Here is a 20972-nt window from a genome sequence, read left to right on the forward strand (position 1 = left end):
GACGCCTCGGTAGCCCGGCGTGCAGCCACCCCGATCAGCGAAAGAACCTCAACCAGTCGAACAGGCCCGAATGCGGCTGCGCGCGCCGCCTCGGCGCCGGTGCGCTGCGCGGCCGGAAGTCGGGCGAGAACTGCACGTGCGGATCGATCGCCTGCGCGCGCAACGCCGCATCGTAGAACGACCCGACGATCGGCAGCGCGCTGTGCGCGCCCGCGCCCCAGTAGTCGCTGCGCAGCGTCACGCTGCCGTCGTCGAAGCCGACCCACGCGCCGGCCACGAGTTGCGGATGCATCAGGATGAACCAGCCGTCGGTGTTGTCCTGCGTCGTGCCGGTCTTGCCCGCGACGTCGATGCGAATCCCGTAGCGCGAGCGGATGTCCGCGCCGGTCCCGTAATCGACGACGCCGCGCATCGCGTCGACGAGCGTCTGCGCGGCGGCCTCCGGCAACGCGCGCTCCGGCGGCGCGCTGCCGAACGCGGCGAGCACCTTGCCGTCGCGATCCTCGATGCGCGTGATCGTCCGCGGTGCGACGTACACGCCGCGGTTCGCGATCGTGCCGTACGCGGACACCATCTCTTTCAGCGTGACCGGGCTCGTGCCGAGCGCGAGTGACGGCACCGCGTCGAGCGGGCTGTCGCGCACCCCCATCGCACGGGCGAGCTGCGCGACCTTCGCGGCGCCTTCGCGCTGCATGACCTGCGCGGTGATGCGGTTGCGCGACAGCGCCAGCCCGTCGCGCAGGGTCATCGGCTCGCCGGTCGGTGGTTCCGCATCGGTCGGCCGCCACACGGCGCGGCCGTCGATCGGGATCGCGACGGGGCGGTCGACGAACGTGTCGCCCGGCCGCATCCCGTCCGCGAACGCGGCGCCATAGACGAACGGCTTGAACGTCGAACCCGGCTGGCGCCGCGCCTGCGCGACGTGATCGAACGGCGCGCTGCCGAAATCGGGGCTGCCGACCCACGCGCGGATCGCGCCGTTGCGCGGATCGATCGCGACGAAGCCGGCTTGCACCTGCGTCTTGCGCTCGCACAGCGCCCGCATGAATTCGCGATTCGCGCCGAGCTGCTTCAGCGCAACCACGTCGGCGAGCCCCGTGTCGCGCGCCTGGCGATACTCGGGCGTCTGGCGCATGAAGCCGCGGAACAGGTCGTTGCGCAGCCCGCAGCCGGACGGCCCGCGCCAGGCGCCGTCGGCGATCGCCTGCAGCCGTTCGGTCTGCCGCGTCAGCGCCTGCGTGGCCATGTCCTGCAGCCGCGCATCGAGCGTCGTGCGCACGACGAGGCCGTCCGCGTAGAGATCGTAGTTGTTGCGGTCGGCCCACGCGATCAGCCACTTGCGCAGTTGCACCGCGAAATGCGGCGCGAGGCCCGGCTGCGCCGTCTGCGGTTCGAAATCGACGCGCAGCGGCTGGCGCTGCAGCTTCGCGAGCTGCCGCGGCGACAGCATGCCCATCTGCGCCATCCGGCCGAGCACGATGTTGCGCCGCTGGACCGCGCGTTCCGGGTTCAGCACCGGGTTGTAATAGCTGTTGCCCTTCAGCATCCCGACGAGCGTCGCGCTCTCCGCGATGTCGAGCTGATTCGCCGACTTGCCGAAGTAGGTGCGTGCGGCCATTTCGACGCCGTACGCGTTGTACAGGAACGGCACGGTATTCAGATAGGTTTCGAGGATCTCGTCCTTGCTGTACACCGCTTCGATCTTGAACGCGGTGATCAGCTCCTTCACCTTGCGCGTGAGCGTCGGCGCGCGGCCGATTTCGTCCGGATACAGGTTGCGCGCGAGCTGTTGCGTGATCGTCGAGCCGCCCTGGCGGCTGCCCGAGAACGTATGCAGGCCGGCCGCGAGCGTGCGGCGCAAGTCGATGCCGTGATGTGAATAGAAGCGGTGATCCTCGGTCGCGATCAGCGCGTCGACCATGTGCGGCGAGATCTGCCTGAGCGGCACCCATTCGCGGTTCACGGGCCGGAACTCGGCGATCAGCTGGCCGTCGGCCGACAGCACGCGCGCGGGGCGGTCGATGCGCGCCTTGCGGATGTCGCCGATGCTCGGCGTGAACGGAACGAACGCGAGCAGGACCAGCAGGCCCAGCACCGGGATCGCGGCGAACGTCAGCGCCACGCCGCGCCGGGTCGGATGGCGCAGGCGATGCAGCGCGCCGGCGCCCAGCGCACCGAGGCGCGTGCGGCAGGCGGCGGCGAATGGCGCGACACGGGCGCGGCAACGGAGCCACGCGTCTCGGAGCAACGGCACGAAGCGATTCAAGGCGGCAGGGGCGCGGAAGGAAGACGCGCGATCCTAGCAAACGGAACCCGCGCGCCGGCGGCCGAAACGGCCGTTTGCTTGCAGGATTTACAGACGATTACGTTTGTTGCCCGCCGACAACCTTTTACCGCCCGCGGGGCCGCGATTCCACCGACGAAACCACGTCCGCGAGCCGTTGCGCGGCCGCTTCCATCTGCGCGCGGCCGAATCCGCCGAAGCCGAGCACCAGCCCGGGGCGCGCAGTGTCGGGCGCGAACATCGGCGACACCGCGCGCACCGCGACACCGGCCCGGGCGGCGCGCGCGACCACGTCGAGATCGTCGATGCCGGCCGCGAGCCACAGCACGACGTGCATTCCCTGGTCGCCCGGCTGCACCCACGCGCGCTCGCGCGGCAGTCGCGCGCCGAGCGTGTCGATCAGCAGCGCGCGCTGTTCCGCATAGACGCCGCGCACGCGGCGGATGTGGCGGTCGAGATGGCCGTCGGCGATGAACGCGGCGAGTACGTGTTGATCGGCGGTCGGCGCGTGGCGGTCCATCAGTACGCGCGCGCCGCAGAACGCCGGCACGAGATCGTCGGGCGCGATCACGTAGCCGAGCCGCAGCGATGGAAACAGGATCTTGCTGAAGGTGCCGAGATAGATCACGCGATCGGGCGCGAGGCCTTGCAGCGACGGGAACGGATACCCTTCGTAGCGCAATTCGCTGTCGTAGTCGTCCTCGACGACCCATGCGCGGTGCGTGCGCGCCCATGCGAGCAGCGCATTGCGGCGCGCCATGCTCAACGGCATGCCGAGCGGGTACTGGTGCGACGGCGTGACGAACGCGGCGCGCGCATCGGGTGCGAGCCGGATGCCGGCGTCGACGTCGAGGCCGTCGGCGTCGACCGGCACGCGCACCATCGCGTCGCGCCGCCCGGTGCTTTCGAGCAGCGCGGTGATGCCGCGGTAGGCCGGATTCTCGACCCACGCGCGGTCGGTGTCGCCGAGCAGCACCTGGCTCGCGAGATGCAGCCCCTGCTGCGTGCCGCTCGTGATCACGACCTGGCCGGCATCGCAGCGCACCGAGCGCGACCGGCGCACGTAGTCGGCGATCGCTTCGCGCAGCGGCAGCGCGCCTTGCGGATCGGCATAGCCGGACGGCGCGCCGGCGCCGCGGGCGCGCAGGCGATTGCCGAGCCGGCGCCAGATGTCGTCGGGCGCGGTGAGGCCGAGCGGCACCGAGATCGCGAACGGCATCGCCGGCAGCGGGTTGAATTCGTTGGCAAGCCGCGCGAAGGCGGCGGCGGGTTCGGGCAGGGCGTCGCGTACCGGGCGTTGATGGCGGGTGGGTGGTTCGGGTTCGTCGACGGGTGGCGGCTCCGCGAGCGCGTGCGCGACCCGCGTGCCCGCACCGCCGCGCGATTCGAGAAAACCTTCGGCGATGAGCTGTGCATACGCGTCGACGACGGTGCCGCGCGCCACCTGCAGCGACGCCGCCAGCAGCCGCGTGGACGGCAGCGTGTCGCCGGGCCGGACGTCGCCGCGGCGCACCGCATCGCGCAGCGCCTGCGCGAGCTGGCGGCTCAGGTCTCCGGCCGCGCGATCGAGCGCGCCGAGCGACGGGATTTCGACGATCCGGGCCGTTCTTGCCATGATTCTGGTCTGCTGAAATTGTTTCAAACCGGCTCTACAGGATAAACCAGTTTAAGGCCACAATCGACGCATGACGGGCCTGCGCCCGCGCCCCTTTCCCACCCCGTACGACCGTGGAGCCGACATGTACATCCCCGCCGATTACAACGAACCCAATCCGGACGCGCTGCGCGAGCTGATCGTGCAGCACCCGTTCGGCAGCCTGATCACGCACGGCAAGAGCGGGCTCGATGCGATCCACCTCCCGTTCGCGCTGATGCCGGGCGATGGCGGGCTCGGCGAACTGCATGCACACGTCGCCCGCGCGAATCCGGTCTGGCAGGACGTCGCGGACGGCGACGAGGTGCTCGTGATCTTCCGTGCGGGTGACGCGTACATCTCGCCGACCTGGTATCCGAGCAAGCAGGCGACGCACCGGGAGGTGCCGACCTGGAACTACCGGGTCGTGCATGCGCACGGCCGCATCACGGTGCGCGACGACGAGAAGTTCGTGCGAGGCGTGGTTGCGCGGCTGACGCGCACGCACGAAGCGTCGCAGCCGGTGCCGTGGAAGATGGGCGACGCGCCGCAGGACTACATGGACGCGATGCTGCAAGCGATCGTCGGGCTGCAGATCGAGATCACGCAGCTCGTCGGCAAGCGCAAGCTCGGGCAGAACAAGCCCGCGGCCGATATTCGCGGCGCGGGCGAAGCGCTGGTCGCGGACGGCCAGCTCGCGATCGGCGAGGCGATGCTGGCGGAGGCCGACGCGAAGCGCGGATGAGCGCATGACTGCCGCGCGCGGGCGCGTGGCGAGCCCGCGCGCGGCCCCGGTCACGGCGTGCGCGTCGCACCCTTCGTCCCGTCCCCCGCCTGCGCGAGCGCGCCGCGAATCGCGGCTTCCGTCTTGTCGTACCCGCCTTCGCCATAACGCGTATAGACGATCTTGCCGTTCGCATCGATCAGGTACAGCGCGGGCCAGTACTGGTTGCCGTATGCGCGCCACGTGTCGTAGCGGTTGTCCTGCGCGACCGGATACCGGATGTCGAAGCGCCTGATCGCATCGGCCACGTTCTTCGCGTCGCGTTCGAACGGATATTCCGGCGTATGCACGCCGACCACGACGAGCCCCTGGTCGCGATACTTCCGATACCAGTCGTTCACGTACGGGATCGTATGAATGCAGTTGATGCACGAATACGTCCAGAAATCGACGAGCACGACCTTGCCGCGCAACTGGTCGAGCGTCAGCGGCGCGCTGTTGTGCCAGCGGTCGATGCCGGTGAAACCGGGCGCCGCCATGCCGGCCGGCGCTGCCTGCACGCCCGCGTCGTCGCGGGTGCCGGCGAAGGCGGCGAGCCCGGCCGTGGCGGCGAGGGCGATGACGAGGGCGGCGGTCTTGAAGCGGGGCAGCATGGCGTTCTCCTGATCTTTGGGGCCGCGGCGGGAGGGCGGCGGCCGGACGGGTTTCGACAGGCCCCATTAGGCGGCGCCGACGTATCCGCGATGTGTCCGGCCAGCCGCGCGTATGCAATGTTGTGTGTCGTCGCGGCGCCGCGATACATTGCGATACAAACGCGTGCCCGCCGTGCGGTATAAAAGCGGACATCGCCCCGCCCGAACCCCGACACCGATACCGGCAACGACTCATGGACAAGCTCGACCACGTGCTGATCGTCGACGACGATCGCGCGATCCGCGAACTGATCGCGGACTACCTGGAGAAGAACGGCATGCGCGTGTCGCTGGCCGCGAACGGCCGCGAGATGCGCAACGCGCTGGACGACGGCGCGCCCGACCTGATCGTGCTCGACCTGATGCTGCCCGGCGAGGATGGCCTGACGCTGTGCCGCGACCTGCGCGCCGGCAAGTTCCGCACGGTACCGGTGCTGATGCTGACCGCACGCGGCGAGGAAACCGACCGCATCATTGGTCTCGAGATGGGCGCCGACGACTACCTGGCCAAGCCGTTCGCGGTGCGTGAGCTGCTGGCGCGGATTCGCTCGGTGCTGCGCCGCGCGCGCATGCTGCCGCCCGGCATGCAGGTCACGGAAACGGCCGCGCTGCTCGCGTTCGGTGAATGGCAGCTCGACACGACCGGGCGCCATCTGCTCGACGCCGAAGGCACGCTGGTCGCGCTGAGCGGCGCCGAATACCGGCTGCTGCGCGTGTTCCTCGACAACCCGCAGCGCGTGCTGACGCGCGACCAGTTGCTCAACCTCACGCAAGGGCGCCAGTCCGACCCGTTCGACCGCTCGATCGACTTGCTGGTGAGCCGGCTGCGCCAGCGGCTGCGCGACGGCGCGCGCGAGCCGCGCTACATCAAGACGCTGCGCAACGAGGGCTACGTGTTCTCGTCGGCCGTGACCGCCGTCGACGGTACGCCATGAGCGCGCGCACGCTGTGGCGCTGGCCGCGTTCGCTGTTCGCGCGGCTCGCGCTGATCCTATGCGTGGGCCTGGCGCTCGCGCAGACGCTGTCGTTCTGGCTCACCGTGACCGAGCGCGACCAGGCGACCACGAACCTGATGATGGGCTACATCGAGCGCGAGGTCGCGAGCTCGGTCGCGTTGCTCGACCATCTGCCGCCCGCCGAGCGCACCGCGTGGCTGCCGCGCCTCGCACGGCGCAGCTATGCATTCATCCTCGGGCCCGGCGAAACCGGCACGCCGCCGGAGGCGCGGCTGTCGGCGCGCGTCGAGCGCTCGATCTCGGACGGCATCGGCGGCGACTATCCGCTGACCGCGAATTCGATCCCCGGCGACCGCGAACATCTGCAGGTGCATCTGCGGCTGACCGACGGCTCGCCGCTGACGATCGACATTCATCCGATGTCGACGGTGCCGCTGTCGGGCTGGCTGCCGGCCGTGCTCGTGGTGCAGCTCGCGGTGCTGGCCGCGTGCTGCTGGCTCGCGGTGCGGCTCGCGACGCGGCCGCTCAAGCAGCTCGCGCAGGCCGCCGACGCACTCGGCCCCGACCTGAAGGGCGAGCGGCTGAGCGAAGACGGGCCGTCGGAAGTCGCGCGCGCGGCACGGGCCTTCAACGCGATGCAGGACCGCATCGCGCAGTACATGGCCGAGCGCATGCAGATCCTCGCGTCGATCTCGCACGATCTGCAGACGCCGATCACGCGGATGCGGCTGCGCGTCGACGTGATGGACGACGACACGCAGGGCGCGAAGCTGCGCCAGGACCTGCTGGAGATGGAGCATCTGGTGAAGGAGGGCGTCGCGTACGCGCGGACGCTGCACGGCACCGAGGAAGCCGCACGCCGCATCGACGTCGACGCGCTGCTCGACAGCATCGTGTGCGACTACACGGATGCGGGGCAGGACGTCGCGCTGCACAGCCGCGCGCAGCTCGCGCTCGTCACGCGGCCGAAGGCGCTGCGCCGCATCGTCGGCAACCTGGTCGACAACGCGCTGAAGTTCGCGGGCGCGGCCGAGATCGACGTGCGGGCGGCGCCGGACGGTGGCGCGGTGATCGCGGTGCTCGACCGCGGGCCCGGCATTCCGGACGACCAGCTCGACGCGGTGTTCGAGCCGTTCCGGCGCGTGGAGACGTCGCGCAATCGCGATACCGGCGGCACGGGGCTCGGCCTCGCGATCGCGCGGCAACTGGCGCTGGCGATGGGCGGCACGCTCACGCTGAGCAACCGGCCCGACGGCGGCGGGCTCGAAGCGACGTTGACGCTGAGGAACGCGGGCTGATGCGACGCCGCGCGCGAGCGTCGCCGTGTCGGGCGCGTGCTGGGGCGTACGACGGGAGCGATGTCACGCGCGGTGCAGATGCTGGTCGACGAGCGGCGCGAGCGCTTGCGCATGCACGGCCGCGAGATCGTGCCGGCCGCCCGGTACGACGTGCAACCGCGCATCGGGCAGCCGTTCGAGCAGACGCCGGCCGGCCGCGACCGGGCTGATCGGATCGTCGTCGCCCCACAGCAGCAGCGTCGGCTGCGCGATACGGCCGATGTCCTGAGACAGGTCCGCACGCAACGTCATGAACCAGTCCGGCAACCGCGGGTTCGCCTCGGCGAAACCGGCGCGCCAGTCCTGCGCGCCGAGTCCGGCCATGTCGAGGCCGCCGGACGTGACCGTCAGCACGAGATGCGTGACGAGATCCGGCTTGTCGAGCGCCGCGCGCATCGCGATTACGCCGCCCATCGATTGCGCGATCACGGCGGTCGGCCGGTCGACGCTTGCGAGCACATGACGCACGAGACCGTCGAAATCGTCGACGGCTGGATCGCGCGGCGTGTCACCGAAGCCCGGATACGCGACGATCCGCCGCTCGGCCGGATGCGTGAGCCTGCCGGCCAGCGGTTGCCAGAATGCGGTGCTGCCCGATGCGCCGGGCAGGAAGAGCAATTGCGATGGAGCGGGCATGGCGTGTTGGTGTTCCGGTAGTCGAAGCGAAGCGGGACGACGAGCGGCGCGAGCGCGTCAGCAGCGGCCGGTGCGCAGCGCGACGGTCCAGTCGTCGCGCCCACGCGCGGCCGCGGTGGCGGCGGCCGTGTGCCAGTCGTATTCGACCGCATGGAATTCGACGTTCCAGCCGGCCGCCGTGCGCGACACCATCGCGTAGCGCGCGTGCGGCGAGCCCGTCTCGATCCGGTGCGGATGCGGCAGGTCGTCTTCATATGCCTGCAGCCCGACGCTGCCCGGATTGACGATCAGCCTGCCGTCGTCGAGCCGTGCTGCACGCGGCACGTGCGTGTGGCCGCACAGGATCAGCGACGCCGCCGTGTCGCCCGCGCGCTGCGCGACTTCATCGGGCGTGGCTGCGCGGCAGCCGTCGGGCGTGACCGTTTCGAGGAAATAGACGAGATCGCTGTCCGGCGTGCCGTGCACCATCAGCACGTCGCCGTCGAGCGTCAGACGTTCGGGCAGCGCGGCGAGCCAGTCGAACTGGTCGGCGCGCAGCGTGTCGTGCGCCCAGCGATCCGACAGCCGCATCGCGTCGCGCTCGCCGGTGAGCAACTGCCGTTCGTGATTGCCCTTGACGGTCGGCAGGTCGAGCGCGATCAGGCGGTCGGCCGTTTCGGTCGGATGGAGCGCGCCGGACACGATGTCGCCGAGATTGACGATCACGTCGGCGCCGCGGCGGCGGACGTCGTCGAGCACCGCGTCGAGCGCGGCGAGGTTGCCGTGGATGTCGGACAGCGCGGCGATTTTCATGGCGGCAAGTCGATGTGGGGAATGGCGATTGTCGCCAATTCGGCGCGGGCCGTGCAATCGGGTCGTGCAATCGCTTCACGGCATCGGCACGCGATGCCGCGGCGGGCACGTCAGTCGGTCGCGAGGCGTGCGTACATCGCGAAATCGCCCGGCGTGCCGCGCACCATCTTGTAGGCGCGCAGCAACCCTTCGTAGCGGTAGCCGCACTTCTGCAGCACGCGCGCGGAGCCTGCGTTGCTGGTCAGCACGACCGCCTGCATGCGCATGAAGCCGCCGTGCGTGAACGCCCACGCGGTGACGGCTTCGCATACCGCGCTCGCGATGCCGCGCCCCCAGTGCGACGGCGCGAGGTCGTACGCAATTTCCGCCGAGCGGTTCACGGTCGACACCGTATGCAGCCCGATCGTCCCGGCGAGCGCGCCCGACGCGGTGTCGACGATCGCGAGACGCCGGATCGAATCCGGATCGGTCGATTCGATGTTGTCGAACAGCGGCAGCAGATCGTCGGGCGAGCGCAGGTTCCAGCTCGTGTGGCGAACGGCGTCGGGATTCGACAGGTACGCGTACCACACGTCGAGGTCCGCGCGTTCGAGTTGCCTGAGCGACAGCCCGGGGTAACCGGCGCGCGGCGGCGTGGCGATTTTCATCGAGCCCGGCGCCTATGCGGCATGGCGCCGGTACAGCGCCAGCGAACCGGCGAGTGCGAGCAGCATCGCGCCGCACGTGCGTTCGAGCCACAGCGCGCCCGCGCGTTTCAACAGCCGCACCGCGCGTGCGCCGAGCAGCGCGTAGCCGAACATCACGACGCCGTCGAGCAGCGCGAACGTGACCGCGAGCGCGACGTACTGCGGCGCGAGCGGCGCGGATGGATCGAGGAACTGCGGCAGGAACGCGGAGAAGAACAGATAACCCTTCGGGTTCGTCACCGCGGTCAGGAAGCTTTTCGCGAAGATCGACGCGTTGCGCTCGGTTGCCGTGCCGTGTTGCGCGGCCGCGACGTCGAGCGCTCCCTTCGACGTCAGCAGCCGGATGCCGACATAGGCGAGGTAGGCGGCGCCGAGCCACTTCACGACCGAGAACCAGAACGCCGACGCCATCAGCAGCGCGCCGAGCCCGAGCGCGACCGCGACGATCAGCACGAAGTCGGACAGCATCGCGCCCGCGAAACCGTAGGCCGCGCGGCGCACGCCGTAGCGCGAGCCGTTGGTCAGCGCGAGCAGCACGGTCGGGCCGGGTGTCGCGATGCCGACGAATGCGACGGCGGCGAAGATCAGCAGGGTCGTTTCATGCATGTTTGAACTCCCGATGGAGGGCGCGCGTTCGATTATCGGGGGCGTCGGCCCTCGCTGTACAGGCGCGGCAGTGAGCGGCGACGGCCACGCCCGAACTATCTCAATTTCGACAAGAAACTGTTGTCATTATTCCGCTTTGGAACGAAACCGGTTCCAACTACCATACCGGCCGCAGCGGGCATGCCCGCCGCGTCGTCGCGCGTGGACGTCGCCGGTCTCGCACCGCCGGCGGATGTCGGCGCCCGCGCGCACCACTCGCAAACAGCCAGCCAGAACAACGGGCTCACCGCCCGGAGACATACAACATGAACAAGCAACTGATCGCAGCGCCGCTGCTGCTCTCGCTCGCGGGTATCGCCGCCGCGCAAAGCTCCGTCACGCTGTACGGCATCGTCGACGCGGGCGTGACCTATCGCAGCAACGAGCGGGTCGGCTCGGCGGGCGCGTACACCGGGCACTCGAGCGTCGGCCTCACGACCGGCAACCTGTCCGGCAGCCGCTGGGGCATCAAGGGTTCCGAGGATCTCGGCGGCGGGATGCGCGCGCTGTTCGTCCTCGAGAACGGCTTCGACATCTCCAACGGTACGTCCGGCCAGGGCGGCCGCCAGTTCGGCCGGCAGGCGTTCGTCGGGCTCGGCAGCAACCGCTACGGCACGATCACGCTCGGTCGCCAGTACACGTCGCTCGACGATTTCGTGAGCCCGGTGGGCCCATCGTCGTTCATCGGCGGCTTCGGCGCGCACCCGGGCGACATCGACGATCTCGACCAGACCGCGCGCGTCGACAGCTCGATCAAATATACGAGCGCGAACTACTCGGGCTTCACGTTCGGCGCGCTGTACGGCTTCGGCGGCCAGCCGGGCAGCATGAAGCAGCGCAACACGTGGAGCGTCGGCGCCGCGTATGCGGCGGGGCCGCTGCGCGTGGGTGTCGGCTACGAGCGCTCGGACAACAGCAAGACGGGCGCGACCGATCCGACGGCGGGCAAGTGGCAGAGCACCGATGACGGCCTGTTCAATTCGTCGATCAACGAAGGCTATGCGAGCGCGCAGTCGCAACAGGTGATCGCGACGGGCGCGACGTACGACTTCGGGCCGGCCGTCGTCGGCGTGAACTACAGCAACGTGCAATACCGCAGCGGCGCGCAATCGCTGTTTTCCGGCCATGCGACGTTCAACGTCGCCGGCGTGTTCACGCGCTGGAACGTGCAGCCGCAGACGCAGCTGTTCGCCGGCTACAGCTACACGCGCGGCAGCGACGTCGACGGCATCGACAACCGCGCGCAGTATCACAACGTCACGCTCGGCGCGGTGTACGACCTGTCGAAGCGCACCAGCGTGTACCTGCTCGGCGCGTACCAGCATGCGTCCGGCACGACGCTCGACGCGCTCGGCCGGCCGGTGGCCGCGACCGCGTCGGTGTCCGACAAGGCGAACGGTCACTCGTCCGATTCGCGCTCGCAGGCGATCGTGAGCCTCGGGCTGCGCCAGAAGTTCTGACGCGGCGGTCGTTGCGCGTGCAACGGGGCCCGCGGCCGATGCGGGTCACGTTGCATGCATGCTTCTATACTGTCGCCTCGCTTTTCGAGGAGACGACATGACCCGAACGCTTTCCGCGCGCTGCCTGTGCGGCGCCGTGACCGTCACGCTGCGCGGCGAGCCTGCCGCGCGTGCGAACTGTCATTGCGCGACCTGCCGCGATTTCTACGGCACGCCGATGCTGTCCGCGACCGCATGGCCGCCGGAGCAGGTGACGATCGACGGCGGCCACGCGACGTTTCCGCATCCGTCGAAGTCGATGGCGCGTACGTGGTGCGCAGCGTGCGGCGAGATCGTGTTCGGGACGAACCGGCTCGGCATGCGCGTCGTGCCGAACAGCCTGACCGCGCGGGCGCACGGCGGGCCATTGCCCGGCGACCTGCAGCCGACGATGCACCTGTTCTACCGGCAACGCGTGCTCGACGTCGTCGATGCGCTGCCGAAATACGTCGACGGCTGGGACGGCCCGACGCTCGATCCGGCGAACTGAACGATCGCCGCCGCGTGCCGGTACGGCCGGCGCGCGGCTTTCCCCGCTGCATTCCGCTTTCCTTCCTGTTTTCCCTTCCTGCACGAAATCGCAAGCGCCGGGCTCGCCGGATAATATTTTTCCCCTTTCATTTTAATTTCTATTTGTAATAATCAAAACGATCGCCGGGGAATGAAAAAGCAATGCGCTCATATCAGAAAAAATGACGCATTGGCATTGGATGACCCGGAAGAAAATGCCGGGGAATGCGCCGCGACCGCGTGGCTGGCAGGCCGTCGTGGCGCGGGTTCGCAGATTTTTCGATCATTGACGAAAAAGCGCCGGACGGCAAAAGGCGTGCAGTGAATAATTCGGGGTAACGGCGAATGCGCATTTGCCTGAATCACCAATATTTCATGCGCCGCGATTTACAGTGTCGACCATGGTTCGTCTGGGAGCATTATTCATGTCAATGAAACAAATCCGCGCGGTGTTGCTGGGAATGTGCATGGCGATGCTGGCGCCGGCGAGCCACGCGCAGGCGCAATACTCGACCGACTGGCTCGCGAACACCTACGGCACGCTCGCCTCGCACGTCGGCAACGGCGCGCGCTCGATGTGGGTCGCGCCCGAAGGCGTGATCTACACGGCGTCGCGCTGGGACGAGAACGCGGGCGGCGTCGCGATCTACCAGAACGGCCAGCCGCTCGGCACGATCGGCATCCACGACGAATTCCAGGGCGGCGCGATCACCGGCAATTCGACGTCGCTGTTCGTCGCGCTCGGCTACAACCGCACGTTCGGCAGCGGCTCGGTGGGCCGCTACAACCGCAGCACCAACCAGCGCGACCTGCGCATTCCGGTCAGCACGTGGACGGGCATCCAGTATGCGGACGTCATCACGGGCCTCGCGACGGGCGGCAACCTGCTGTACGTGAGCGACTTCTACGGCAACCGCGTGCGCGTCTATACGACCGATGGCGTGTGGCAGCGCGACATCGGCGTCACGGGGCCCGGCGCGCTGGCGCTCGATGCGGCCGGCAACCTGTGGGTCGCGCGCAAGAGCGCGGGCGTCGTCGCGCAGTTCAGTCCGACCGGGACGGCGATGAACACGCTGCAGATGGCGGCCGGCGCGCGGCCGGCGTCGCTGTACTTCGATGCGTCGATGGGCCGCCTGATGGTGGGCGACGAAGGGCCCGACATGAACATCAAGGTGTACGGCGGGCTGCCCGGGCTGCCGGTGCAGGTCGGCACGTTCGGCGTGCAGGGCGGCTATCTCGACACGACGACGGGCATCAAGGGGCAGGTCGGCGACAAGCGCTTCACGCGCGTCGCGGCGCTCGGCAAGGATGCGGCCGGCAACCTGTACGTGCTGAACAACGCCTGGGGCGGCGGCTGGGATCTCGGCCGCAACGGCAGCACCGATCTGCATTCGTACAGCCCGATCGGCACGCTGCAATGGAAGCTGCAGGCGCTGAACTTCGAGGGGATCGCCGCGCCCGATCCCGCGACGGACGGCACGTTGTTCTTCAGCGGCAACAACGTGTATACGGGCACCGCGGGCGGCACGTTCGTCGCGAACACGGTCGATCCGTTCACCTATCCGAAGGACCCGCGCCTCGACATGAACGACTATCAGCGTGGCCAGCACTTCGGCCAGCTCGTGACGGTCGGCGGCAACCGGATCCTCGTTGCGTCGGGCCAGAACCCCGGCAACTTCAACTTCTATTACTTCAACACCGCGAGCGGCTACATCGCGATTCCGGCCGGCTCGCTGCCCGGCAAGCCGTTCAACACGACGCTGCAGGTGACGGCCGGTTTCGACATCGACGGCAACGGCGACGTGTGGGCCGGACTGAACGGCTCCAACGCGATCACGCGCTACCCGATGACGGGCTTCGACCCGACGACCGGCAAGCCGTCATGGGGCAAGCCGGTGACGACCGCCGTGCCGGGCAGCGTGGCGCCCGTGACGCGCATCATCTACCAGGCCGACAGCGACACGATGATTCTTGCGCAGGGCCTCGCGGGCAACTGGGACTGGACCGCGATGAACGGGCACATCGAGGTCTATCACGGCTGGAAGAACGGCAACACGAGCACGCCGAACCCGGTGATCAACCTGACGAGCGCGAACCCGAAATCGATCGCGGCCGCCGGTCACTACCTGTTCGTCGGCTACGTGCACACGGTGCCGAACATCGACATATTCGACCTGAACACCGGTGCGCTCGTCACGACGCTGACGAACTCGAACCCGTCGGCGATGGACGTCGGCAACGACGTCGATTCGATGTACGGCGTGCGCGCATACCTGCGCTCGACCGGCGAGTACGTGATCACGAAGGACAACTACAACGGGTCGAGCATCGTCGTGTATCGCTGGCGTCCGTGACCGCGCCGGCCGCGCGGGCCGTATCGACCGGCGCGGCCTGATCGTCAGGGCGCGCCGAGCACGCGCCCGTTCACGCTGCGCCCGTACATCGAGTCGGGTGAATCGTGGAACTTCGCGCGCGTGTCCTGCACGGAACCCGTGAAGCGCGGGTCCTGCGGGCGTTCGTGGCTGTCCATGAAGGTTGCCACGTCCCACGCTTCCTGATCGGTCAGCGTGCCGCCGAGCCCGAGCGGCATGTTGGCCTTGATGAAGCCGGCCGCGTTGCGGATGTCGCCCATCCCCGCGCCCCAGTTGAACGAGCGCGCGCCCCACAGCGCCGGGAACACCGGCTTGCCGCCGCTCGACTGGCCCTGGCCGTCCGCGCCGTGGCACAGCGCGCAGTGCTGCGTATAGACGGCCGCGCCGCGTGCGTAGTCGGCCTTCTGCGCCGGCGGTGGCAGTTTCGGGAACCCCTGGCCCGGCAGCTTCGTGCCGACCGGCGCACCCTTCGCGAGCCAGTACGAATAGGTTTCGAGCGCGACCAGGATCGGATCGCCGGCCGGCGGCGCCTTGCCGTTCATGCTGTAGCGGAAGCAGCCCTGCAGGCGCTCGGCGAACGTGTTCACGTGGCCGTTCTTGGCGCGGTACGCCGGATACAGCAGGTAAGCGGCCCACATCGGGCTCGAATCGGGTCGGCGGCCCGCATCGAGATGGCAGCTCGCGCAGGTCAGCTTGTTGCCGACGTACTTGCCCGCGAACGCGGGCGTGTGCAGGAAGATCTGCTCGCCGAGCCTGACGGTCTTGCCGAAGTCGTCGGCGGGGATCGCGGATTCGGGCGGCGGCGTGAACGGTTTCGCCGCCGGCGCGGCGGCGGCGGGCGCGGGCGGGGGTGCGGAAGCGGCGGCCGGTGCGTCCTGCGGTGTCGCCCCGAACGCGAGCGCGGGCAGCCACGCCGCACCGAGCAGCGCCGTGCGGGCGCGGCGGATCAGCGTCGTGCGATCGGTCATCGCTTGTCTCCTTGCGCGGCGCCGCCGCGTGCATAGTAGGCGGCCACCGCGTCGATGTCGGCGTCGGACAGCTTGCCGGCGATCATCGGCATCAATCCCATCGGCCCGGGCGGCCGCGTGCCGTGTTGCCAGCCGTGCAACTGGCCGGCGAGATACGCGGCCGGCTGCCCCGCGAGCGGCGGAAACGCGGTGCCGACGCCGAGGCCGCCGGGGCCGTGGCATTGCGCGCACGCGGGCAGGCCCTGCGACCAGCGCCCGCGCGTCGCGAGCCACGCGCCGGTGTTCGCCGGATCGATCGACGCGTCGTCGGGGGTGAAGACGCCGGCCGGCGCGGGCAGGCTCGCGAAGTACGCGGAGACCGCATCGCGCTCGCGCGGCGACAGCAGTTTCGAGAGCGGCTGCATGACCGGATTCTGGCGGCTGCCGTCCGCGAACGCGGCGAGCTGCGCGGACAGGTACGCGGCGTTCGCGCCCGCAAGGCGCGGGAAGCCGGCCGCCGCGTTGCCTTCGCCCTGGCTGCCGTGGCAGCCGATGCAGGCGGCGACGCCCGTCGCCGTGCCTTGTGTCGCGATCGTCTTGCCGGACGCCGCGTCGTCCGCATGCGCGTGGCCGGCCAGCAGCGCGGCCGCGGCGAGCAGCAGCGGTGCGAACCGGCGTCGCGATGGTTCTCGCCGTATAGCGACCCTGTCGTTCACGTGTCCCCTCCTTGTTGTGTATGTGGCGCGCGCGCCGTGCAGCGGCCGGACCGTCAGCTTGCGGCAGGCACGTCCTGCGCCGGCGCGAGATGCGGCGTCGGCTGGTTCGCATCATATCGGCCGAAGCCGTAGCGCCGGAAAATCCCGAACGCTTCGGGCGACCGGATGAACGCGAGCCATGCACGCGCCGCTTCCGGGTGCGGCGCGTCCTTCACCATCGCGCCTGCGTAGATCGCCGTCGTATTCTGCTCGGCCGGAATGTCGACGTGCATCAGCGGATGCCCGACCTGTTCCTGGAACGCCGCTTCGGACTGCCACAGCACCCCCGCGTCCGCGCGGCCCTGCATCAGGAACAGCGCCGTTTCCCGATGGTGGATATGCGTGAGCTCGGCCGTGCCGGCGCGCACCTTGTCGTCGTAGACGGCGCGTGCGAGCGCGTCGCCGCCGGCTTTCACGAGCGACGCGCGGATCTGCCGCGCGACGCCTTCGAAGGCCGGGTTCGGCATCGCGAGCGTCACGTCGGGCCGCGCGAGATCGCCGAGCGACGCGATGCGTTTCGGATTGCCGGCGCGCACCATGATCGTCAGCTGGTTCGTCACGTACGGCACGGCCGGGCCCGCGAGCGTGCCGTCCGCGATCAGGTCGTTGATCTTGCCGAGCCCCGCGAAATACGCGTCGGGCTTGACCGTCCACGTCATGTTGCCGACGGTGATCGTGCCGCCCGCGTGGATCTGCTTGACGAGCAGGCCGGGCGGAATCGTTTCCCAGTAGATGCGGCCGCGATACTCGGGATGGTCTGCCTCGAACTTCGCGACGAGCGGTGCCATCGCGAAGAAGTAATTGCCGCCGACGTACAGCACGAGCTTCGGCGCGGTGAGGTCGCCGTGGAAATCGGCGAGCACGTCGACTTGCGGCACCGTGAATTCGAGGCCGCGATGGATCGCGTCGTTGTTGCGGCCGTCCTGCCACGGCGGAAAGAGGCGTGCATCGGTGTCGGCGGGGGCGGCGAGCGCAAGCGCCGAGGCGCAGCACAGCCACGCGGCCAGCACGGCGCGCGGCGTGCGCGGGCGGCGGCGCGCCGTGGACGATTGCCGGGGCGGTTTCATCCGGATCGAGGTCATCGCGGTGCTCATTTCGCGTACGTGAAACCGGCCTGCTGCAACTCGGGCAGCGTGCCGACCGCGCCCGGCGTGACGATCGCGGACGGAATCACGTGGTTGGTCAGGTCGGCCGCGAGTGCGTCGAGCGGCAGCTTGTCGGGGTTCGCATTCGCGCCGTCGAGCCGTTCCGCGAGTTCCCAGATCGCGTTGTGGCACGACAGGAACACGATGCCACGCTGCTGCAACGCGGCGATGCCGTTGTCATGCGACGAGAATGCGCCGTCCGGTAGTTCGTGGTCCTGTGCGCCTTTCGCTTGCGCCGGTTTGGCGTCGAGCAGCGTGTTGGTCGGGAACGCGGCGCCGGCGAATTTCGCGAGGCCGTATTTGTCCCACGCGATCCGATCGAACAGCGCGAGATGCGCGCTGCCGTGAGTGGCCGACACGACGAGGAAATCCGGATGGCCGTACGACCAGATCTGCGCGTTCAGCGAATTGCGCATCAGGTTCAGCCACGGGCCGCCGAGCTCGGTGTTGTCCCACACCTGCTTCGGGCCGCCGCGATAGCCGATGACTTCGGTGAGCGCCGCGTGGTCCCACTGGTCGGGGCGCTCGAGGATCATCGGCACCGTCTTGAAGTCGCGCCGTCGCGGGGTTGCCGCGAGGCGGCGCGTGAGGTCGGCGAGGCGCGCGGCGCCGCCGGGCAGCAGCGTGCCGATGTCGGGCGCCGCGGCGTGCGCGGGGCGCGTCGCCGCGAGCAGGGCGGTGCCGGCCGCGAGGCCGAGTGTCTTGAGTGCGTCACGGCGCGCATGCCGGTCGGACATCGAGCTCTCCCAGATCGTTTTTGTGGGGGCGAGCTGCATCGCCGTGCCGCAGCGCTGCGTCGCCATCGCGTAGCCAGTCTAGGGGCGCGCGATCGATACCGGAAATCGCGATATCGGATGGGAGCTATTCGAGGGCCCGATGATTGACCGGGAGGCAGGCGCCGCCGCGTTGCGCGGCGACGTGAAGGCGGCAGGCGTTGCGCGACCGACGGCTGCTGCGCCGGCGTCGGCCGCGCGCGGACGTCAGAACGATACCGTCGTCGTCAGCGTGACGAGCCGCGGCTCGCCGACCGCGACGATCAGGTTGTTGTTGCTCGACGGATAGTAGGTCTTGTCGAGCAGGTTCTTCACGTTGAGCTGGAAGCGGGTCGGGAACTTGCCGATCGTCGTTTCGTACGCCGCGAACGCGTCGACGCTCACGTAGCCGGGCAGCGTGAAGCTGTTCGCGGTGTCGCCGGAGCGGGCGCCGACGAGACGCGCGCCGCCGCCGAAGCGCCAGCGCCCGGGCAGGTTCGCGATGGCCGTGTCGTACACCGCGAACAGGCTCCCCGTGTGGCGCGCGACGTTGACGAGCGGCGTGTTGCTGTCGCGATCGTTCGCGTTCGTGTACGCGTAGCTGCCGATCACGCTCAGGTGGCGCGTGATCTGCCCGGCGACGTCGAGCTCGATCCCGCGCGAGCGGGCGGTGCCGATCGTCGACGTGATGTCGTCGACCGTGACCGCGACGTTGCGCTTGTCGATCTGGTACACGGCGAGCGTGCCCGTGATCGCGGGCTTCAGGCTGAACTTCAGCCCGGCCTCGAGCACGCGGCCGTATTCCGGCGCGAGCGGCGCCGCGACGTTCGACGCGACGTTCGGCTTGAACGAGCGGCTCACGTTCGCATAGGCGGTGAGCGCCGGCGTGAGCGCATACGCAAGCCCGAACTGCGGCAGCCAGACGCTGCCGCGCGAGCGGTCGGCGAACACGAACGGCCGGCCCATCCCCGATTCCTGCTGCCAGTTCTCCCAGCGCAGCCCGCCTACCGCGGTGAGGCGGTCGGTGATCTTCGCCGAGTCCTGCACGATCGTCGAATACGCATGCACGACCGAGCGCGAATCGCTCTGCTTCGGGTTCGGCACGCCGCCCGGCGCGAGCAGCCCGTACACGGGATCGTAGAGATTGAAGCCCGTCGTGGCCTTGCCGCGGATCGTGTCGCCGCGGAAGCTGCGCTGCCGCTCGTATTCGCCGCCGACGTAGATCGCGTGCTGCATGCCCGCGAGCGTCACGTTGCCGAGCAGGCCGAGCGTCGCGATCTGGTCGGAATCGTTGCGCCCGAGGTTCGCATCCGACGAGCGCGTCAGCGCGCCGGTCCTGCTGTTGAACGCGGTGGCGCGGGTGATGAATTGATCGTAGCGGTCGCGGCCCCAGCCGTAAGTGGCGCGCACGCGCCATGCATCCGAGAAGCGGTGCTCGATGCGGGTACGCAGCGTTTCCTGGATGCCGCTGCTTTGCGACCACGCCTCCTCGTAGCGGCGATAGCGCAGCGCATCGTCCGGCCGGCCGTTCACGAGCACGGTGCCGCGGTCGAACGGCATCGTGTAGTCGACGTACTGATAGCTGACGTCGATCGACGTGTTCGCGTCGTGCCACGACAGCGCGGGCGCGATCAACGCGTTGCGTTCGCGGCCGAAGCTGCGCCAGTAGCGGCTCGTGTCGTATTCGCCGGTCAGCCGGAAGGCGAGCGTGCCGCCCGCGACCTGGCCCGGGCGGCCGAGCGGCCCCGTGAGATCGAACTGCGCGTTGCTGCCGCCGTGGCTCGTGCGCGACGCGGAGATCGAGCCGCCGAACGTGTCTTCCGGCTTGCGCGTGACGAGGTTGATCACGCCGCCCGGGTCCTGCATGCCGTACAGCAGCGAAGCCGGGCCCTTCAGCACTTCGACGCGATCGATCGTCGCGAGATAGCTGTGCAGCACCGGCGTGCGCACGCCGTCGACCAGCACCGAGCCGTCGTTGTTCGAGCCGAAGCCACGCTTGATGAATGCGTCGCGCGTGCCGCCGAGCGTGTTCGTCTGCGTGACGCCGCTGATGTTGCCGAGCACGTCGTCGAGCGAACGCGCCTGCTGGTCCTGCATCACGCTGCTGCTGACCACCGCGACCGACTGCGGAATTTCCTTCAGCGCGCGGTCGTCGCCGCCCGCGATGCTCGTCGTGCGCGGCTGATAGCCGACGGTTGGATCGACGGCGGCCGACGCGCTGACGTTGATCGCCGGGAGCGCGTGTTCGGCGGCCGACGCGGCGTCGGGTGCGGGCGCAACGGGTTCGGCGCCGGCCGCATGCGCGCCGCTCGCGACGCACAGGGTGAGCAGGGCAGGCAGGCGCGTGCGCCACGGACGTGTGGTCCGGGCACGGCAGGGCGTTCGACGGGATGGCATGAATCGATGCAGGAAGAGGAATGCTAAGGATCGTGTTGCGGGCCGCGGCATTGCGTGGCGACCAGGGTGCGCATGATATATGTAATGAGAATCATTTGCAATTGTAAAGAGGCGACCGGCCAGGCTCGGCGCTCGGTTGCCGGCGCGTCGGCCGTCTGCTACCGTAGCGGCCAAAATCAGACGCAGTGAAATTCAACGAGAGAGCCGGGG

19 protein-coding genes are annotated in these 20972 nt (G+C 69.2%); 7 read left to right on the top strand and 12 right to left on the bottom strand.

The features are described 5' to 3' along the window. Nucleotides 1-34: 34 nt before the first annotated feature. Nucleotides 35-2266, bottom strand: a complete 2232-nt coding sequence (locus H0X90_RS31310) for a penicillin-binding protein 1A (protein ID WP_062910309.1) — start codon at nucleotides 2264-2266, stop codon at nucleotides 35-37. 124 nt (nucleotides 2267-2390) lie between these two features. Next, nucleotides 2391-3899 (bottom strand): PLP-dependent aminotransferase family protein, encoded by a 1509-nt coding sequence (locus H0X90_RS31315; protein ID WP_077190176.1) that lies wholly within the window; start codon nucleotides 3897-3899, stop codon nucleotides 2391-2393. Nucleotides 3900-4023: 124 nt separating this feature from the next. Between H0X90_RS31315 and H0X90_RS31320 the strand changes: the two genes are divergently transcribed. Continuing rightward, on the top strand, nucleotides 4024-4662 hold the full coding sequence (locus H0X90_RS31320; RefSeq protein ID WP_006495144.1) for an FMN-binding negative transcriptional regulator: 639 nt from the start codon (nucleotides 4024-4026) through the stop codon (nucleotides 4660-4662). A 50-nt stretch (nucleotides 4663-4712) separates the two neighbouring features. Here H0X90_RS31320 and H0X90_RS31325 read toward each other — a convergent pair whose 3' ends face one another. Next, nucleotides 4713-5294, bottom strand: coding sequence for a thioredoxin family protein (locus tag H0X90_RS31325; RefSeq protein ID WP_006490070.1), 582 nt, complete (start codon nucleotides 5292-5294; stop codon nucleotides 4713-4715). 233 nt (nucleotides 5295-5527) lie between these two features. Here H0X90_RS31325 and H0X90_RS31330 point away from each other — a divergent pair, with 233 nt between their 5' ends. Together H0X90_RS31330 and H0X90_RS31335 are read left to right on the top strand one after the other, a co-directional pair. Then, on the top strand, nucleotides 5528-6268 hold the full coding sequence (locus tag H0X90_RS31330; protein WP_006490080.1) for a response regulator: 741 nt from the start codon (nucleotides 5528-5530) through the stop codon (nucleotides 6266-6268). Next, nucleotides 6265-7587, top strand: a complete 1323-nt coding sequence (locus tag H0X90_RS31335) for an ATP-binding protein (RefSeq protein ID WP_034203285.1) — start codon at nucleotides 6265-6267, stop codon at nucleotides 7585-7587. Before H0X90_RS31330 ends, H0X90_RS31335 begins: the two co-directional genes overlap by 4 nt. Nucleotides 7588-7650: 63 nt before the next feature. Here H0X90_RS31335 and H0X90_RS31340 read toward each other — a convergent pair whose 3' ends face one another. The 4 genes from H0X90_RS31340 to H0X90_RS31355 all read right to left on the bottom strand — a co-directional run bounded on the left by H0X90_RS31340 (nucleotide 7651) and on the right by H0X90_RS31355 (nucleotide 10346). Continuing rightward, nucleotides 7651-8262: an alpha/beta fold hydrolase gene (locus H0X90_RS31340; protein WP_006490057.1), complete on the bottom strand. Its 612-nt coding sequence runs from the start codon at nucleotides 8260-8262 to the stop codon at nucleotides 7651-7653. A 57-nt stretch (nucleotides 8263-8319) separates the two neighbouring features. Next, complete coding sequence (locus tag H0X90_RS31345) at nucleotides 8320-9054, bottom strand: metallophosphoesterase (protein ID WP_077190174.1); 735 nt, start codon at nucleotides 9052-9054, stop codon at nucleotides 8320-8322. 110 nt (nucleotides 9055-9164) lie between these two features. Next, nucleotides 9165-9701, bottom strand: coding sequence for a GNAT family N-acetyltransferase (locus H0X90_RS31350; protein ID WP_077190173.1), 537 nt, complete (start codon nucleotides 9699-9701; stop codon nucleotides 9165-9167). Between the two features lie 12 nt (nucleotides 9702-9713). Then, nucleotides 9714-10346 carry a LysE family translocator gene (locus H0X90_RS31355; RefSeq protein ID WP_006490064.1) on the bottom strand — a complete coding sequence of 211 codons (633 nt, stop codon included), beginning with the start codon at nucleotides 10344-10346 and terminating at the stop codon, nucleotides 9714-9716. Between the two features lie 305 nt (nucleotides 10347-10651). Here H0X90_RS31355 and H0X90_RS31360 point away from each other — a divergent pair, with 305 nt between their 5' ends. From H0X90_RS31360 to H0X90_RS31375, 4 genes are all read left to right on the top strand, one after another. Then, the gene (locus tag H0X90_RS31360) at nucleotides 10652-11845 is read left to right on the top strand and encodes a porin (protein ID WP_006490059.1); all 1194 of its coding nucleotides are present in this window, start codon (nucleotides 10652-10654) and stop codon (nucleotides 11843-11845) included. A 97-nt stretch (nucleotides 11846-11942) separates the two neighbouring features. After that, on the top strand, nucleotides 11943-12374 hold the full coding sequence (locus H0X90_RS31365) for a GFA family protein (RefSeq protein ID WP_006490053.1): 432 nt from the start codon (nucleotides 11943-11945) through the stop codon (nucleotides 12372-12374). 171 nt (nucleotides 12375-12545) lie between these two features. Beyond that, nucleotides 12546-12719, top strand: a complete 174-nt coding sequence (locus tag H0X90_RS31370) for a hypothetical protein (RefSeq protein WP_171984164.1) — start codon at nucleotides 12546-12548, stop codon at nucleotides 12717-12719. Nucleotides 12720-12819: 100 nt separating this feature from the next. Continuing rightward, nucleotides 12820-14748, top strand: a complete 1929-nt coding sequence (locus tag H0X90_RS31375; protein WP_077021336.1) for an SMP-30/gluconolaconase/LRE-like region family protein — start codon at nucleotides 12820-12822, stop codon at nucleotides 14746-14748. Nucleotides 14749-14792: 44 nt separating this feature from the next. Here the strand turns inward: H0X90_RS31375 and H0X90_RS31380 are convergent, their stop codons facing one another. The 5 genes from H0X90_RS31380 to H0X90_RS31400 all read right to left on the bottom strand — a co-directional run bounded on the left by H0X90_RS31380 (nucleotide 14793) and on the right by H0X90_RS31400 (nucleotide 20762). Then, nucleotides 14793-15734 (bottom strand): c-type cytochrome, encoded by a 942-nt coding sequence (locus tag H0X90_RS31380; RefSeq protein ID WP_034203290.1) that lies wholly within the window; start codon nucleotides 15732-15734, stop codon nucleotides 14793-14795. Next, nucleotides 15731-16429, bottom strand: a complete 699-nt coding sequence (locus tag H0X90_RS31385; protein ID WP_006493751.1) for a c-type cytochrome — start codon at nucleotides 16427-16429, stop codon at nucleotides 15731-15733. Before H0X90_RS31385 ends, H0X90_RS31380 begins: the two co-directional genes overlap by 4 nt. A gap of 53 nt (nucleotides 16430-16482) precedes the next feature. Next, nucleotides 16483-17550: a substrate-binding domain-containing protein gene (locus H0X90_RS31390; RefSeq protein WP_048987892.1), complete on the bottom strand. Its 1068-nt coding sequence runs from the start codon at nucleotides 17548-17550 to the stop codon at nucleotides 16483-16485. 8 nt (nucleotides 17551-17558) lie between these two features. Continuing rightward, nucleotides 17559-18350, bottom strand: a complete 792-nt coding sequence (locus H0X90_RS31395; RefSeq protein WP_077190182.1) for a transcriptional initiation protein Tat — start codon at nucleotides 18348-18350, stop codon at nucleotides 17559-17561. A 243-nt stretch (nucleotides 18351-18593) separates the two neighbouring features. Next, nucleotides 18594-20762 (bottom strand): TonB-dependent siderophore receptor, encoded by a 2169-nt coding sequence (locus H0X90_RS31400; RefSeq protein WP_077190170.1) that lies wholly within the window; start codon nucleotides 20760-20762, stop codon nucleotides 18594-18596. Nucleotides 20763-20972 lie beyond the last annotated feature (210 nt).

The sequence above is a fragment of the Burkholderia sp. 9775_39 genome (assembly GCF_015712225.1).
GTDB lineage: Bacteria > Pseudomonadota > Gammaproteobacteria > Burkholderiales > Burkholderiaceae > Burkholderia > Burkholderia cenocepacia.

Bases quoted from the DNA above. Each gene is read 5' to 3' on its own strand.
- H0X90_RS31315 (WP_077190176.1), bottom strand. From the start codon at position 3,899: ATGGCAAGAACGGCCCGGATCGTCGAAATCCCGTCGCTCGGCGCGCTC.
- H0X90_RS31390 (WP_048987892.1), bottom strand. From the start codon at position 17,550: ATGACCTCGATCCGGATGAAACCGCCCCGGCAATCGTCCACGGCGCGC.
- H0X90_RS31395 (WP_077190182.1), bottom strand. From the start codon at position 18,350: ATGTCCGACCGGCATGCGCGCCGTGACGCACTCAAGACACTCGGCCTC.
- H0X90_RS31340 (WP_006490057.1), bottom strand. From the start codon at position 8,262: ATGCCCGCTCCATCGCAATTGCTCTTCCTGCCCGGCGCATCGGGCAGC.
- H0X90_RS31330 (WP_006490080.1), top strand. From the start codon at position 5,528: ATGGACAAGCTCGACCACGTGCTGATCGTCGACGACGATCGCGCGATC.
- H0X90_RS31375 (WP_077021336.1), top strand. From the start codon at position 12,820: ATGTCAATGAAACAAATCCGCGCGGTGTTGCTGGGAATGTGCATGGCG.
- H0X90_RS31320 (WP_006495144.1), top strand. From the start codon at position 4,024: ATGTACATCCCCGCCGATTACAACGAACCCAATCCGGACGCGCTGCGC.
- H0X90_RS31345 (WP_077190174.1), bottom strand. From the start codon at position 9,054: ATGAAAATCGCCGCGCTGTCCGACATCCACGGCAACCTCGCCGCGCTC.
- H0X90_RS31350 (WP_077190173.1), bottom strand. From the start codon at position 9,701: ATGAAAATCGCCACGCCGCCGCGCGCCGGTTACCCCGGGCTGTCGCTC.
- H0X90_RS31325 (WP_006490070.1), bottom strand. From the start codon at position 5,294: ATGCTGCCCCGCTTCAAGACCGCCGCCCTCGTCATCGCCCTCGCCGCC.
- H0X90_RS31365 (WP_006490053.1), top strand. From the start codon at position 11,943: ATGACCCGAACGCTTTCCGCGCGCTGCCTGTGCGGCGCCGTGACCGTC.
- H0X90_RS31335 (WP_034203285.1), top strand. From the start codon at position 6,265: ATGAGCGCGCGCACGCTGTGGCGCTGGCCGCGTTCGCTGTTCGCGCGG.
- H0X90_RS31400 (WP_077190170.1), bottom strand. From the start codon at position 20,762: ATGCCATCCCGTCGAACGCCCTGCCGTGCCCGGACCACACGTCCGTGG.
- H0X90_RS31355 (WP_006490064.1), bottom strand. From the start codon at position 10,346: ATGCATGAAACGACCCTGCTGATCTTCGCCGCCGTCGCATTCGTCGGC.
- H0X90_RS31360 (WP_006490059.1), top strand. From the start codon at position 10,652: ATGAACAAGCAACTGATCGCAGCGCCGCTGCTGCTCTCGCTCGCGGGT.
- H0X90_RS31370 (WP_171984164.1), top strand. From the start codon at position 12,546: ATGAAAAAGCAATGCGCTCATATCAGAAAAAATGACGCATTGGCATTG.
- H0X90_RS31380 (WP_034203290.1), bottom strand. From the start codon at position 15,734: ATGACCGATCGCACGACGCTGATCCGCCGCGCCCGCACGGCGCTGCTC.